Genomic DNA, 14,130 nt, shown 5'->3' with positions numbered 1-14,130 from the left:
ATCCAGCTCAGCAGATGCCCAACATCCCATGAAAGATATCAACACAACCGCAGGCCCGCAGGGCAAGGTTCTCTCGCTTCGGGGCCAGGCCTATGACCTGATCAAACGCCGCATCCTCAGCTGCGAACTGCGCCCGGGCGAGGCGGTGACGGTTGCGGGCCTGGCCGAATCGCTGGGGATGGGCCGCACGCCGGTGACGCAGGCCGTGGACCGGCTGATGAATGACGGTCTGGTCGAGGTGATGCCGCGCAAGGGTGTGGTTGTCAGCCCGGTGTCGCTCGACCAGCTGATCGAAATCATCGAGGTCCGGCTCCTGAACGAAGTGCAGGCCGGACGCTGGGCGGCAGAGAACGCGACGCCCCAGCAGATCCAGCTGATGCGCGGAAATCTGGACAAGATGCGCAAGGCCTCCGCAACGCGAGAGCTGGCCGATCTGATCACGCTCGACAGCGAATTTCACGGGCTGATCGCCCAGACGGCGCGCAATTCGGTGCTGACCGACATGCTGGGCAATCTGCATGACAGGTCGCTGCGGTTCTGGACCCTGTCCCTGCGGATGCCCGACCGGAACGACAGGGTCTGCGACCAGCATGCCGCAATCGTCGATGCGCTCGAGGCGGGCGATCCGGACCGCGCGGAACAGGCGCTGCGCGATCACATCACGGATTTCCAGTCCAATATCGTCGGACAGCTGAACCGTTTCTGACCCGGCACCGCCCAGCCCGGCCGCAGATTTGCCCCGAACCCGCCGGTGTCAAAATTAAATCACGTATCTTCAAGCTGCTGACCTAGCATCGCGCGGGCGAAACCGCTATCCGAAGGGGCGCCGAAGGCCCGGCTCATCCGTGATGCGCTTTTTCTGGCCCCGGGGTCTTGCCCTCGCGCGGCGCAACGACAATTTTGGACGGAACCAGGGAGTCCCATGTCGCTATTTCTCATTGCCGCCCTGCCCTTCCTCGGGGCCCTGCTTCCGGGCTTTATGGTCACAGCCGGCCGGCGCGCCTGCGCATTGGCCACGTTGTGGGTCACGCTTGCCGCCTTCATCGGCCTTCTGACACATGTGCCAACCGTACTGGCAGGCGGCACTGTCTCGGCCCGGCTGAATTGGCTGCCGGCGCTTGGGCTCAATGCGAATTTCCACCTCGACGGGCTGGGGCTGCTCTTTGGTCTGATGATCCTCGGCATCGGCTTGCTGATCATTGTCTACGGCCGCTACTACCTGTCGCGCGAAGACAATATGGGCGAATTCTTCACCTACCTCCTGCTCTTCCAGGGCGCGATGGTGGGGATTGTCCTGTGCGACAACATCCTGATGCTGCTGGTGTTCTGGGAACTGACCTCGCTGTCGTCCTTCCTGCTGATCGGCTACTGGAAACACCTGCCCGAAGGCCGTCAGGGCGCGCGGATGGCGCTGACCGTCACCGGCATGGGCGGGCTCGCCATGATTGGCGGCATGATGATGCTGGGCCAGATTGCCGGATCCTATGACCTGACCGTGATCCTGCAGCACCGGGAGGCGATCCAGGCCTCGCCGCTCTATATGCCGGCGCTGATCCTGATCCTGCTGGGCTGTTTCACCAAATCGGCGCAATTCCCGTTCCACTTCTGGCTGCCGCATGCCATGGCCGCGCCGACGCCGGTGTCGGCCTATCTGCATTCGGCAACGATGGTGAAGGCGGGGATCTTCCTGATGGCGCGGCTCTGGCCGGTGCTGTCGGGCACGGATGCCTGGTTCTATATCGTGACAACGGCGGGTCTGGTGACCATGGTGCTGGGCGCGGTGATCGGGCTTTTCAAGAACGATCTCAAGGCGCTGCTGGCCTTTTCCACCGTCTCGCATCTCGGCCTCATCACCATGCTGCTGGGCACCGGCACGACCTACGGCGCCATGGCCGCGGTGTTTCACATCATGAACCACGCGACCTTCAAGGCCGCGCTCTTCATGACCGCCGGGATCGTGGATCACGAGGCGCATACACGGCACATCCCCGCGCTCGGCGGCCTGCGAAAACTGATGCCGGTGACCTTCGTCATTGCCACGGTCGCAGCGCTGTCGATGGCGGGTATCCCGCTTTTCAACGGCTTCCTGTCGAAAGAGATGATGCTGGAGGAGGCCGCGCATACGACCCTCTTCAACCTGCCCTGGCTGGTGCCGGTGCTGGCGACGGTGGGCGCGCTCTTCTCCGCCGCCTATTCCTTCCGCTTCATTTCGCACACCTTCCTCGGGCCGGTGCGGGACGATTATCCGCATAAACCCCATGATCCGAATTTCGGCATGTACGCCCCGCCGGCTCTGCTGGCCTGTCTGGTCCTGCTGATCGGCCTTGCACCCTTCGTGGCCGAACCGCTGGTCGTGACGGTGACAGAGGCCGTGGTGGGCGGCACCGCCGCCCTGCCGGATGCGCATCTGAAAATCTGGCACGGGGTCACACCGGCACTGCAGATGTCGGCCATCGCGGTGCTGGGCGGCCTGGTTCTGCTGGCAATCTACCCGCCGCTCTCGCGCGCCTGGGAGGCCACGCCGCGCCCCGAGGCGAAGGCGATCTTCGACGCGATCATGGCGGCCGCAGTCCGGCTGGCCCGCAGCATCACCCATGGGGTGCACAACGGCGCGCTGACCCGCTATGCCGCGATCTTCGCCGTCTTTGTCGTGGCCATTGCCGTGCATGCCTGGATGACCGGATCCGTCGCCGCGCCCACGCGGGAGATGATCCCGCTGAAACCCATTTTCATCGCCGGCTGGCTACTGCTGGTCGCCGCCGCCATCGCGCTGGTCGTCGTGCATCGCAACCGCCTGCTGGCGCTGGTGCTGATGGGGGTGATCGGGCTCATGGTCTCCATCGGGTTCAACCTGCTCTCCGCACCGGACCTTGCCCTGACCCAGATCTCGGTGGAGGTGGTGACGATCGTCCTGATGCTGCTGGCGCTGAACTTCCTGCCCAACAAGACGCCGGTGGAAAGCAGCATGGCGCGGCGGCTGCGGGATGGCGTGATCTCCATCGCGGCGGGCGTGGCGGCAGCGCTGCTGATCTGGTCGATCCTGATCCGCGATTTCCGCATGCCGTCGATCTCCGACTACCACCTCGCCAATTCCTACAAGGGCGGCGGCGGCACCAATGTCGTGAATGTGATCCTTGTCGACTTCCGCGGCTTTGACACATTCGGAGAGATCATCGTGCTGGGCATCGCCGCCCTCATCATCTACGCGCTGACAGAGACGCTGCTGTCCGGCCCCGTCCGTGCCAAACTGCTGAACCGCCGGCCGGAGGAACAGCAGGCCGGCGATGCTCACCCGCTGATGATGGTGGTCATGACCCGGGTGATGCTGCCGCTCTTCCTGATGGTCGGTGTCTATATCTTCCTGCGCGGCCATAACGAACCGGGCGGCGGGTTCATCGCCGGGCTGGTCGTCGCGATTGCCCTGCTGGTGCAATATATGGCCTCCGGTCTGGCCTGGGCCGATGCGCGGCAGCGCTTCCCCTATCACGGGGTTATCGGCGCCGGTGTGCTGATTGCGGGGCTGACGGGTATCGGCGCCTGGTATGCAGGCCAGCCCTTCCTGACCTCCGCCTTCGGCTATTTCCAGATCCCCCCGATGGAGAAGTTCGAGCTGGCCACCGCCATGGGCTTCGACCTCGGCGTCTTCCTGGCGGTCGTTGGGGCGGTGATGCTCTCGCTACACAGTTTCTCCCGTCTTGCGCGGACGGCGAATACCGATGTCAGCGAACATCCGATGGATATCGACCCGTCCCGCCCCGAAGATCAAAACGGACAGGAGGCCTGATATGGAACTGCTGATCGCCTCCACCATCGGGCTGCTCACGGCTGTTGGTCTCTACCTTGTGCTACGGCTGCGGACCTTCCCGGTCATCCTCGGGACATCCGTGCTCAGCTATGCGGTGAACCTGTTCCTCTTTGCCACCGGCCGGCTGGTGATAAACCGGCCGCCGATCCTCGACGATGCCGCGCAGAGCTATACCGACCCGCTGCCGCAGGCGCTGGTGCTGACCGCCATCGTGATCTCCTTCGGGATGACGGCCGTGGTCGTGATCATCGCCATGGGCGCCTATCTGTCGGGAAATGACGACCATATCGACGATCAAGACGGGCTTTTCGATCCGGACAAGGACGAACGCGGCGCTGACATGGGCAGCGATATCCAGCCCGGATCAGAGGAGTCCCGCGCATGACGCATTGGATCATCCTTCCCATCGTTCTGCCCGCCATGCTGGCCGCGATCATCGTGCTGGGCCTGCGCCACCATGTGCTGCCGCAGCGGGTTGTATCCTTTGCCGGGACGCTGGCGCTGCTGGCGGTCGCGGCGGGGCTGGCCTGGCAGGCCTCCGACGGGACGATCACCCTCTACCTGCTGGGCGACTGGCAGGCGCCCTTTGGCATCGTGCTGGTCGCCGACCGGCTGTCGACGCTGATGGTGCTGCTGACCGCACTGCTGGCGCCGCTGGTGCTGCTCTATGCCATAGGCTCCGGCTGGGACCGCCGGGGGCAGCATTTCCACGCGCTCTACCAGTTTCAGCTGATGGGGATCATGGGGGCCTTTCTGACCGGCGATGCCTTCAACCTGTTTGTCTTCTTCGAGGTGCTGCTGATCGCCTCCTACGGGCTGATGATCCATTCCGGCGGGACAGAGCGGCTGCGCGCGGGCGTGCAATATATGCTCTACAACCTGCTGGGATCGACGCTCTTCCTCTTTGCCCTCGGCACGCTTTACGCCGAAACCGGCACGCTCAATATGGCCGACCTTGCCGTGCGCGTGGCCCAGTCCGCCGCCGACCAGTCCGCCGGGTTGCGGGTCGCCTCCGTCCTGCTGATCATGGTTTTTGCCATCAAGGCCGCGCTCCTGCCGCTGCATTTCTGGCTGCCGTCCAGCTATGCCAACGCACCCGCGCCGGTGGCCGCCCTCTTTGCGATCATGACCAAGGTCGGCGCCTACGGGATCATCCGCTTCTACACGCTGGTCTTCCCGCCGGATCTTGAGCTGACGCAGGGCCTCTTTGACAGCTGGCTGCTTCCCGCCGCGCTGATGACGCTGGCCATGGGCATGGTCGGCGTGCTGGGCGCGCTGAACCTGAACCGGCTGGTGGCCTATGCGGTGATCGGGTCGATGGGCATGCTGCTGGCCTCCATCGGGGTCTTTACCCCCAAGGGGATCACGGCGGCGCTGTATTATGCCATCCATTCGACCCTTGCGACCGCGGCGCTGTTCCTGCTGGTCGACGTGATCCGGGACCGGCGCGGATCACATGGATCCTCGCTGACCGACGCCGCGCCGCCGATGCTGGGCGGAGCGCTGATCGCGGGCATGTTCTTTGCCGCGGCCATTGCCATGACCGGCCTGCCGCCGCTTTCGGGGTTTCTCGGCAAACTGCTGATCCTTGACGCGGCCACCGACAGCGCGCTGGTCTGGTGGGTCTGGGCGGTGGTGCTGGGATCCTCGCTGATTGCCGTTGTGGGATTTTCCCGCGCGGGCAGCCTGGTCTTCTGGAAAAGCCACGCCCAGGCAGTGGCTGACCCCGGATCCGTCACCGACCCCGAAGATGAACAGGGCGCCAGAGAGGTCCGCGACCCAAGCGGCCCCCTGCCCGCCCTGCCGCTGGTCGCCATTGGCGGGCTTCTGGCCCTGCTGGTTGCGGCCACCGTCTTTGCCGGGCCGCTCAACCGCTATCTGACGGCAACGGTGGATCAGCTTTTCAACCCCGAGCCCTATATCTCCGCCGTGCTGGACACGCCGGGCAAGGAGATCTCGGATCATCATGACGACGATCACGGGGACGACCATGACGACGCGGATGCCCATGGCGATGACCATGGCGCCGCCCCGGCTGAAGACAGCCACGGAACGGAGGCAAGCCACTGATGCTGAACCGCATTCTGCCCCACCCGCTGCTGACCTTTCTGCTGGCCCTGGTCTGGTGCATGCTGATCAACCATATCAGCCTGGGCACCATCGTGTTCGGCCTGATCCTGGGCATCGTGATCCCCTTCATGACCGCGCCCTACTGGCCCGACCGGCCCAAGATGGCGCGGCCCTTCCGCATGGTCGGATATGTTCTGATTGTCATGTGGGACATTCTGGTCGCCAATGTGGTGGTGGCCGGCATCGTTCTGTTCAAAAGCAATCGCGCCATGAAACCCTGCTGGGTCGCGATCCCGCTGGATCTCAAGTCGCCTGAGGCGATCACCATCCTGGCCGGCACCATCACCCTGACGCCCGGCACCGTCTCCGCCGATGTCTCGGACGAGGGGCATTCCCTTCTGGTGCACGCGCTGGATGCCGACGACCCCGATGCCGTCCGCGACGAAATCAAGGACCGCTACGAACGCCGCCTGAAGGAGATCTTCGGATGATCGACATCGCGCTTTATTTTGGCTTCGCCTGCGTCGGGCTGGCCCAGATCCTGGCCATGATCCGGCTGGTGATCGGGCCCGGCATCGGCGACCGCGTGCTTGCGCTGGACACAATGTCGATCAATGCGGTCGCCCTGATTGTCCTGCTTGGCATTGCAGGCGGAACGCAGATCTATTTTGAAGCGGCCCTGATCATCGCCATGCTGGGCTTTGTCTCGACCGTGGCCTACTGCCGGTTCGTGCTGCGGGGGGATATCATCGAATGACGCCCGAAATTCTGGAAATCCTGATTGCCGCAACCATTGTCATCGGGGCCGCCTTCACACTTGTCGGCTCTGTCGGGCTGGTGAAACTGACCAATCCCATGTCCCGGCTGCATGCCCCGACAAAGGCGGGCACGCTGGGCGTCGGCGGCCTTCTGGTTGCATCGGTGCTGTTCAGTATCCTGCGCGGCGAACCGTCGCTGCACGAACTTCTGATCATGGCGTTTCTCTTTGTCACGGCGCCGATCTCGGCTCACTTCATCGCCAAGGTGCATATCCACCGCAATCACACCCGGCAGGAGCTGCCCGATCCCCCGCGCGACACGGTCTGGGCGACCAAGGAGATCGACGCCGACAGGCCGCCGGCCGCCTGATCCGGGGGGCTAGCAATCGCCGCACCGGCGACGAGGTCAGAATTCCAGCTCGATCTGGTCGGCCGGGGTATAGAGCGACTGAAAATAGAACGGCCGGCCATCGGTCAGCACGGTCCGGGCATCAACCGTCAGGGTGCGCTGCGCCATATCCATCCCGAAACTGGCCAGCCGCCGCGGGTCGACATCCTCATAATGCACGCGGTGCTTGGCCCCGGCCGCCTTCACCTTGATCTTCTGTTCGATCACCGTGCGCAGGTTGGTCAGCCGCAGCTCGCTGGCCAGAATCAGATGCGGCGGCACAAGCGCCGGGTCCAGAACCATCTCCGCGCCGACCACCACGCCGCCGGTGCCCTCGATCCGGCGCCGGATCATCAGGCAGGTCGGCAGATCGCCCAGATGTTCGGTCCAGCGGCCCTGCGCCGTGGTCTGAAGAACCTCGATCTCCTGATTATGGATGCGAAAGGGTTCGCCGGTTTGGGCAAGATACATCCGGAAATGCCAGACGGATGGCGAAAAGGCCGTGCCGGCCGCAACTGTCGTGCCATCGCCGCGGCGCCGTTCGATCAGACCCAGATCCTGAACCTGCCGCAGGGCGGCCTGCACGGTTCCCAGGCTGACGCCCAGATCGCGCGTCAGCACGGTTTCCGGCGGCAGCCGCGTGCCCGGAGCGAGCCGGCCGGAATTGATCGCCCAGACCAGGGCAATGCGCAGCGCGTCCCGCTTTGTCTGGCCCTGTGCCTGTTCCCGACCAAGGATATCGCGCAGCAGCGCGGTCAGCGGTTTAGTATCGTCAGCAAGGGCGGTTTCGGTCATGAACTGCTCCGGTTTCGCAGGAACCCGCGCACCATAACCCCCACCGATAGCAGAAGGAACAGGAATGCGACGGGCGACTGCAGCAGTTCCAGATACTTGCCATTATACAGCAGCAGCGTCTGCCGAACGGAAATTTCAAACTGCCCGCCCAGCAGGAACCCGATCACCAGACAGACCATGGAATAGCCGGTCCGCGTCATCGCGATGCCAAGTCCCGCAAAGACCAGCATGACCCCGATATGCCAGAACGACTGGGCGGGAAGATAGACCCCGACGATACAGAAGGTCAGCACCGGCGGCAGGATCAGCCCGCGCGGAATGGTCGCGAAATGCACCCAGAGGTTCACCCCCAGACGCCCGATCACCAGATGCACCACATTGGCCAGGATCATCGAGGCAAACAGCGCATAGACCAGATCGCCATGCATCTGCAGCATGAAGGGCCCCGGCACCACCCCATGCATCACCAAGGCGCCAATCAGCAGCGCCGCCGCGATATTTCCGGGAATTCCAAGCGCGATGGTCGGCACCAGGTTGGCGCCCACCACGGCACTATTGGCGGCCTCTGTCGCGATGATGCCCTCCGGTTCGCCCTTGCCGAAATTCGCGCCATTGGGCGAGCTTCGCCGCGCCGCGCCATAGGACAGAAAGGCGGCCAGCGTGACCCCCAACCCCGGCAGCATGCCCACAAAGGACCCGACCAGAGCGGACCGGATAATCGTCTTCCAGTAGGAGAAGAATTCCCGCGCGGGCAGGCGCGTCTTTTCGCCAGTGGTCGACTGGCTCATGTCAAAGGCCACCTTGCCCCTGGCCCGGCCAATGTCCAGCATCTCGGTCAGAACCGATGCCAGCGCCAGACCGCCGATGGCAATCGGGATCAGCGGCAGCCCGTCGTACAGGTTCATCTCGCCAAAGGTCAGCCGCTGCGTGCTGCGCACCGGGTCGAGCCCCACGGTCGACAGAAAGATCCCTGCAAAGATCGCAATCGCCCCCTTCAACGGTGAATCGCCCGTGATGCTCGACAGCAGCGCAAAGGCAAAGAGGAACACCATGGAATATTCCAGCGGGCCGAATTTCAGCGCGATCGCGGCAAAGGGCACGACCAGAAGGATCAGCAGCACATCCGAAATCGTATCCCCGGATACCGAGGAGAAGATCGCGAATTTCAGCGCCCGCTTGGCCTCTCCGCGTTTGGCCATCGGGTGGCCGTCCAGCGCGGTGGCCGCCGCCTCCGGCGTGCCGGGACTGTTCAGCAGGATCGCCGGGATCGCCCCGCCCGATGTGCCGCCCTTGTTGACCCCGACAAGGAAGGCGATGGCGACAAGCGGCGACATGTAATAGGTGACCGGGATCAGCACCGCCATGGCCGTCGTGCTGCCCAGCCCGGGGATCGCCCCGATGACGATGCCCAGCGTGATGCCCCCGGCAATGGCGATCAGGTTATACAGGCCAAAGGCCGCTTGAAACGCCGTAACGATCTGATCCAGCATCGGTGCCTCAGGGAAGGTTTATGTAAAACAAGGCGTTAACCGCCCATTGCAGAAAGACCGGCAGCCCCAGAGCGATGATGACCGGGATCCACCACCGCCCCCGGTGCCGCGCAACAAGCGTGGCAACCGCGCTGGCAAAGATGCTGGCAGCGATGAAGCCGATGAATTTCAGGACGACCATAAGAAGCGTCGCAAAGACGGCCCAGCCCAGCAGCTCTACCAGCAGGGCCGACCCGCTTCCGTCTCCGCTCATCCGAAGCGCCCGGCGGTTGACGATCACCAGCGCCAGCGAACAAATCAGGATCACACCGGCTGCAAGATTGGGAAACAGCGACGGCGCCACCTCTCCGCGGGCCGCCTCGCCCGGCACGGCAACCGGAATGACCCAGACCAGAGCCAGCAGGCTGATCACGATCAGGATCAGCCCGCTGATCAGATCAAGGCGCGCCGCCGCGCCCTGACCGGTATCATCTGCCCCTGTCACTGGGAGGCCGCGATGTCCGCCAGCACCGCATTGCTCTCCGTGATCGCCTTGGTGATGGCCTCTGTGCCCTGATAGGCCAGCGGAAAGTTCAGCTTGGTGGTCATGAGCTCAACGAACTCCGGATTTTCCATGGCGGCTTCGGCCTTTTCCGCCAGCACCGCGATGGCCTCTGCCGGGGTTCCGGCCGGGACACTCAGAATAGCCTGGCTCGGCATAGAGATGCCGTAAAGCTCCTGGATGGAGGGCACGTCCGGGCTTGCGGCAAGACGGTCGTAATTCATCGACATCAGCACTTTCATCTTGCCTTCATAGGCCTGATGCACACCACCCGACCAGGCAAAATCGATCTTGCCGCCCAGCAGGAAGGGCACCATTTCGCCGCCGCCCTTGGTCGGGATACCGTTCCACTGGATACCTTCCTTGTCGGCCACGGCATCGATAAAGGCGCGCGACAGCGAACTCTGGTCACCATAGCTCAGCGTATTGTCCTTGGAATAGGCGATCAGCTCTTCCATCGTGTCAAACGGCGCGTCGGCCTTGGCCACGACCGCCTGCTGATAGTCAGATATTTTCGCAACGAAATCAAAGCTTTCAAGCGTAAAATCGACATCCTGGGTCAGCGGCGGCCACATCAGCGTCGACGCGGTGGAAAACAGCACCGTATAGCCATCGGGCGCCGCCCGCGACACTTCCGACGCGCCAAGCGCACCGCCGGCACCGGGTTTCACCTGAACAATGACCTTCTGTCCCAGCTCTTCGCCAAGCGCGACAGAGAAGACGCGCGCCATCGTCTCCGTCGTCCCGCCCGCGGCATAGGGAATGACAAGCGTCACAGGTTTCGTCGGATAGTCCTGCGCAACGGCCGCGGTCATCGCGCCGGCGGCAAGGGTTGCCGCAACCATGGTTCTGATGATCTTCATGGGAAATACCTCTCTGGCTGGATGAATCTCAAAATGACTATATTGTTTTACAGGTCCAAAGATTTTCCGGCGAAACGTCAGAATCCTGCATATTTCTCGTTTTTTGCCTGTTTTTCGATCATTTTTGGGGCAATTTGGACAAATCCCACCGGAAAGGCTTACTCATAACACCGCAATAATATCATAACTACATAGTATAAGAACTTAGGAGCCTGCCACATGTCCCTGCCCCGTTATCCCGCCGCCGCCGACCTTGTGGGCGATGCCAGTTTCTCGACCCGCCCCGGCGATGACGCGAATCTTTACGGTACGGCGACCATGCAGGGTCCGGCCACCGCAGAGGTGCGCACCTATCAGACCTTTCGCGTCACTTATACAACGGGCAAGCTGGGGCTGGACGATACCGGCAGCATCCGCATCGCCTTCCGGTTCATTTCGGACGCCGGGCTTTTGCAGACATCCGACCCCACTGCCCCGAACTACGTGACCGCCCGCAGCTCTGGCGAGGGACAGCTGCAGATCAAATATGACCGCAACGGCGGCCAGCGACCCTGGAACGAGACGCTGACCATCTACCAAAGCGGCGGCTATCTGAAGCCCGGCGAAACGATCGAGGTCGTGATCGGCGATACCAGCGGCGGCTCTCCGGGGATGCTGATGCCGACCTTTCTCGACTCCGGCCGCGTGTTCCGGGTCATGTCGGACATTCAGGCCACCGGCGTGCATATTCCCGTACCGGGCGACCCGCTGTTCGTGACGGTCGTGCCCGGACCAGCGCATCGTCACCTTGCCGTGCTTCCGACCCTGCGCCGTCCCGGCCAGCCGTTTCACCTGGGGATCAAGGCCGAAGACCTCTGGGGCAATCCCACCGGCCAGGGTCCGCGGCAGTTCCGCGTCGACAGCAGCCTTCCCGTCACCGGCCTGCCCGAGGTCATCGACTTTGCCCCCGACAGCGGCGCCATGACCCTGGAGGGGCTGAGCTGCGAGACGGAGGGAGAGCTCCGCATCACTCTGACCGATGACAGGGGCCAGATCGTCCGGGCCGGCCCGATGACCGTCGCGGACCGGCCCGAGGTTCATTTCTGGGGCGATCTGCATGGTCAGACCGGCGAAACCGTTGGCACCAATACCGCCGAATATTATTTCGATTTTGCCCGCACGAAATCCTTCCTCGATGTGACCAGCCATCAGGGCAATGACTTTCAGATCACCGACAGGTTCTGGCGCCACCTGAATGACATCACCGCCGCGGCCAACGAGCCCGGCCGGTTCACCGTCCTGCCCGGATATGAATGGTCCGGCAACACCGCGGTCGGGGGCGACCACAATGTGTTCTACGCCACCGAGGGCGCCCCGATCTACCGCTGCTCCCATGCGCTGGTCGCCGACCGCAGCGATATGGACACCGACGCCCACACGCTTACCGATCTCTACGCCAAGTTCGAGCAGGAGCCCGTCGACAAGGTCATGTATGCCCATGTCGGCGGCCGATATGCGAATATCTTTTACGATCACGATCCCCGGTATGAGGCCGCCGTCGAAATGCATTCGGCCTGGGGCAGCTTTGAATGGATTCTGACCGACGGCTTCCCGCTGCGCCGCAGGGTCGGGGTTGTCTGCAACAGTGACGGCCACAAGGGTCGGCCCGGTGCCAGCTATCCGGGCGCCTCTGTCTTTGGTGCCTATGGCGGGCTGACCTGTTTCATCATGTCCGAAAATACCCGAGAAACGGTTTTCGAGGCGATCCGCCGGCGCCATACCTACGGCACCACGGGCCCCCGGGTCTTTGCCGAGGTGACGGTCCGCCTGCCCGAGGGTGGCACCCTGTTTCACCGCAATCCCGATGCCTTCCCCGACACAGCCACCGAAGCGGTGGACCAGTGCATCATGGGCGATATCGTGCGGGTCAATGGCGACAGCGCCGAGATCTCGGTCACGGTCAAAGCGCCAACCGGCATCGTCAGCCTGGAGCTGCGCGACGGTACAGAGGTGATCCGGCGCCTCCGACCCTATGCCGCGGCCGACCTGGGACAGCGGATCCGGGTGATGTGGTCCGGCGCCGAATATCGCGGCCGGGGCCGTAACACCACCTGGCGCGGACGGGCCGATTTCTTTGGCACCCGGATCGAGGAATTTACCCGGATCAACCGGCTCAACCATGAGCAGCTGCTCGATCAGACTGGATCCTCTGCCGTGGTCTGGTCGACCGTCACTACCGGCAATATGATGGGGTTCGACGCCCGGATCGGGCCGGAACCGGAGGCCCGGCTCCAGATCGCGACCAGCCTCGGCAACCTCGATCTCGCTGTGTCGGATATCGGGCTGGAGCCATCGGTCATGCCCGCTGGCGGTCTTGCGCGGGAATTGCGGGTGCAGCGCCTGCCGGACGGCCCCCTGCCCGCATCTGTCACACTGCAGGAACGCGTGCCCCTGCGCGAAACCGGCGACACGCCGCTATGGATCTGCGCCACGCTGGAAGATGGCAATCAGGTCTGGAGCAGCCCGATCTACCTGTTCCGGGACTGATCCCGCCCTGACAACGGGCCGCACTCTCCGGCCCGTTGCCAATTGGCAAGAACTCGGTTTTTTTCTTTATATCAGAACGTTACGGCTAAAGCGGATTGGCCTCGGCGAATTTCCGGAAAAACGCCAGGAAGGCGCGATCCGGATCATTTGGCGGTTCCTTTCCGCTGGACCAGCTCCGCCATTCGCCTTCGACATAATAGAGGTCATAGCCCGGATATCTGAGCCGCGCGGTTTCATAGGTCTGGGTCTTGAGCGCCGCCCCCTGCCGGTCGAGCCAGGCCGGACGCGGGCGGAGAGAGGCGGGCGTCTCCACGGCTTCCTCCCGGCCCTCCGCCCGAGCCCGGCGACCGGGAGAGGCGAATTGCAGCGCCCGCTCCACCTTGTCGCGCGCCTCTCCGTCCTTGCGCCACCAGCGCAGCTCCACATGGGTTACGGACCGCCCGGTTTTGATCGGCTGTATCTCCACCATGTAATCGGACAGGGCCGAGACCTCGGCCACCGCCGGGTCGATGGCCCGCAGCCGCAGATTGGACCACGAGGTCAGCTTGCCCTTCGGCACACCCAAAACGCCGCGCAGCGCCTCCAGGCTGAATTTCTCGGAAGAACGCCAGCGCAGATTGCCGCGCTTCTGCACCATCTCATAAAGGGTCAGTGCGTATTTGGAGGACAGGGCAAACATGACCTCCCGTTGCAGCCGCGCGAAAATGGTCGAATTAGAGATGATTTTCCGCAGCCGCGGCGGGATCTCGTATTCCAGAAGACCATCGGGCCGCGCGGTCTCAACGTTGCCGCCCAGCAGCTGGACCCGCTCGACCGCCGGCTCGCCATCCCAGACCGCCTCGATCTTGACGATGGCCGCCATCAGCCGTTCGATCGATTCCCCGACCCTGTCGT

At 63.5% G+C, this 14,130-nt stretch carries 13 protein-coding genes; 8 read left to right on the top strand and 5 right to left on the bottom strand.

Annotated features, from left to right (window positions below; genetic code table 11):
• Nucleotides 1-28: 28 nt before the first annotated feature.
• The 7 genes from ACRARG_RS17910 (at nt 29) to ACRARG_RS17880 (ending at nt 7,003) form a co-directional block, all read left to right on the top strand.
• Entirely contained in the window at nt 29-706 is a 678-nt protein-coding gene (locus tag ACRARG_RS17910; RefSeq protein WP_432691585.1) for a GntR family transcriptional regulator, read from the top strand.
• Nucleotides 707-922: 216 nt separating this feature from the next.
• A complete protein-coding gene (locus tag ACRARG_RS17905; RefSeq protein WP_432691584.1) occupies nt 923-3,784 on the top strand; it encodes a monovalent cation/H+ antiporter subunit A in 2,862 nt (953 codons plus the stop codon).
• 1 nt (nt 3,785) lies between these two features.
• Nucleotides 3,786-4,190, top strand: a complete 405-nt coding sequence (locus ACRARG_RS17900; RefSeq protein ID WP_432691583.1) for a Na+/H+ antiporter subunit C — start codon at nt 3,786-3,788, stop codon at nt 4,188-4,190.
• On the top strand, nt 4,187-5,875 hold the full coding sequence (locus ACRARG_RS17895) for a monovalent cation/H+ antiporter subunit D (RefSeq protein ID WP_432691582.1): 1,689 nt from the start codon (nt 4,187-4,189) through the stop codon (nt 5,873-5,875). Before ACRARG_RS17900 ends, ACRARG_RS17895 begins: the two co-directional genes overlap by 4 nt.
• Nucleotides 5,875-6,366: a Na+/H+ antiporter subunit E gene (locus ACRARG_RS17890; protein WP_432691581.1), complete on the top strand. Its 492-nt coding sequence runs from the start codon at nt 5,875-5,877 to the stop codon at nt 6,364-6,366. The genes ACRARG_RS17895 and ACRARG_RS17890 overlap by 1 nt, the downstream gene beginning before the upstream one ends.
• Entirely contained in the window at nt 6,363-6,632 is a 270-nt protein-coding gene (locus tag ACRARG_RS17885; RefSeq protein ID WP_432691580.1) for a K+/H+ antiporter subunit F, read from the top strand. The genes ACRARG_RS17890 and ACRARG_RS17885 overlap by 4 nt, the downstream gene beginning before the upstream one ends.
• Entirely contained in the window at nt 6,629-7,003 is a 375-nt protein-coding gene (locus ACRARG_RS17880; RefSeq protein ID WP_432691579.1) for a Na+/H+ antiporter subunit G, read from the top strand. Before ACRARG_RS17885 ends, ACRARG_RS17880 begins: the two co-directional genes overlap by 4 nt.
• A 36-nt stretch (nt 7,004-7,039) precedes the next feature.
• On the opposite strand, the gene ACRARG_RS17875 is transcribed toward ACRARG_RS17880, so the two are convergent.
• From ACRARG_RS17875 to ACRARG_RS17860, 4 genes are read right to left on the bottom strand one after another with little or no spacing between them, the layout of a single operon-like run.
• Nucleotides 7,040-7,816, bottom strand: coding sequence for a GntR family transcriptional regulator (locus ACRARG_RS17875; protein ID WP_432691578.1), 777 nt, complete (start codon nt 7,814-7,816; stop codon nt 7,040-7,042).
• Nucleotides 7,813-9,306, bottom strand: coding sequence for a tripartite tricarboxylate transporter permease (locus ACRARG_RS17870; protein ID WP_432691577.1), 1,494 nt, complete (start codon nt 9,304-9,306; stop codon nt 7,813-7,815). Before ACRARG_RS17870 ends, ACRARG_RS17875 begins: the two co-directional genes overlap by 4 nt.
• A gap of 7 nt (nt 9,307-9,313) precedes the next feature.
• Entirely contained in the window at nt 9,314-9,790 is a 477-nt protein-coding gene (locus ACRARG_RS17865) for a tripartite tricarboxylate transporter TctB family protein (RefSeq protein ID WP_432691576.1), read from the bottom strand.
• On the bottom strand, nt 9,787-10,710 hold the full coding sequence (locus ACRARG_RS17860) for a tripartite tricarboxylate transporter substrate binding protein (RefSeq protein ID WP_432691575.1): 924 nt from the start codon (nt 10,708-10,710) through the stop codon (nt 9,787-9,789). Before ACRARG_RS17860 ends, ACRARG_RS17865 begins: the two co-directional genes overlap by 4 nt.
• Nucleotides 10,711-10,929: 219 nt before the next feature.
• On the opposite strand from ACRARG_RS17860, the gene ACRARG_RS17855 reads away from it, so the two are divergent.
• Nucleotides 10,930-13,236 carry a DUF3604 domain-containing protein gene (locus ACRARG_RS17855; protein WP_432691574.1) on the top strand — a complete coding sequence of 769 codons (2,307 nt, stop codon included), beginning with the start codon at nt 10,930-10,932 and terminating at the stop codon, nt 13,234-13,236.
• An 85-nt stretch (nt 13,237-13,321) separates the two neighbouring features.
• On the opposite strand, the gene ACRARG_RS17850 is transcribed toward ACRARG_RS17855, so the two are convergent.
• On the bottom strand, nt 13,322-14,130 hold an 809-nt coding region (locus ACRARG_RS17850; protein WP_432691573.1), incomplete at its 5' end, for a replication initiation protein.

The organism is Pseudooceanicola profundi (genome assembly GCF_050897955.1).
Taxonomy (GTDB): domain Bacteria; phylum Pseudomonadota; class Alphaproteobacteria; order Rhodobacterales; family Rhodobacteraceae; genus Pseudooceanicola.
This window is presented reverse-complemented; position numbering and strand designations above follow the sequence as displayed.

What these genes read in the sequence shown, in the direction of transcription:
- ACRARG_RS17910 (WP_432691585.1), top strand. Translation starts at nt 29, where the DNA reads ATGAAAGATATCAACACAACCGCAGGCCCGCAGGGCAAGGTTCTCTCG.
- ACRARG_RS17905 (WP_432691584.1), top strand. Translation starts at nt 923, where the DNA reads ATGTCGCTATTTCTCATTGCCGCCCTGCCCTTCCTCGGGGCCCTGCTT.
- ACRARG_RS17900 (WP_432691583.1), top strand. Translation starts at nt 3,786, where the DNA reads ATGGAACTGCTGATCGCCTCCACCATCGGGCTGCTCACGGCTGTTGGT.
- ACRARG_RS17895 (WP_432691582.1), top strand. Translation starts at nt 4,187, where the DNA reads ATGACGCATTGGATCATCCTTCCCATCGTTCTGCCCGCCATGCTGGCC.
- ACRARG_RS17890 (WP_432691581.1), top strand. Translation starts at nt 5,875, where the DNA reads ATGCTGAACCGCATTCTGCCCCACCCGCTGCTGACCTTTCTGCTGGCC.
- ACRARG_RS17885 (WP_432691580.1), top strand. Translation starts at nt 6,363, where the DNA reads ATGATCGACATCGCGCTTTATTTTGGCTTCGCCTGCGTCGGGCTGGCC.
- ACRARG_RS17880 (WP_432691579.1), top strand. Translation starts at nt 6,629, where the DNA reads ATGACGCCCGAAATTCTGGAAATCCTGATTGCCGCAACCATTGTCATC.
- ACRARG_RS17875 (WP_432691578.1), bottom strand. Translation starts at nt 7,816, where the DNA reads ATGACCGAAACCGCCCTTGCTGACGATACTAAACCGCTGACCGCGCTG.
- ACRARG_RS17870 (WP_432691577.1), bottom strand. Translation starts at nt 9,306, where the DNA reads ATGCTGGATCAGATCGTTACGGCGTTTCAAGCGGCCTTTGGCCTGTAT.
- ACRARG_RS17860 (WP_432691575.1), bottom strand. Translation starts at nt 10,710, where the DNA reads ATGAAGATCATCAGAACCATGGTTGCGGCAACCCTTGCCGCCGGCGCG.
- ACRARG_RS17855 (WP_432691574.1), top strand. Translation starts at nt 10,930, where the DNA reads ATGTCCCTGCCCCGTTATCCCGCCGCCGCCGACCTTGTGGGCGATGCC.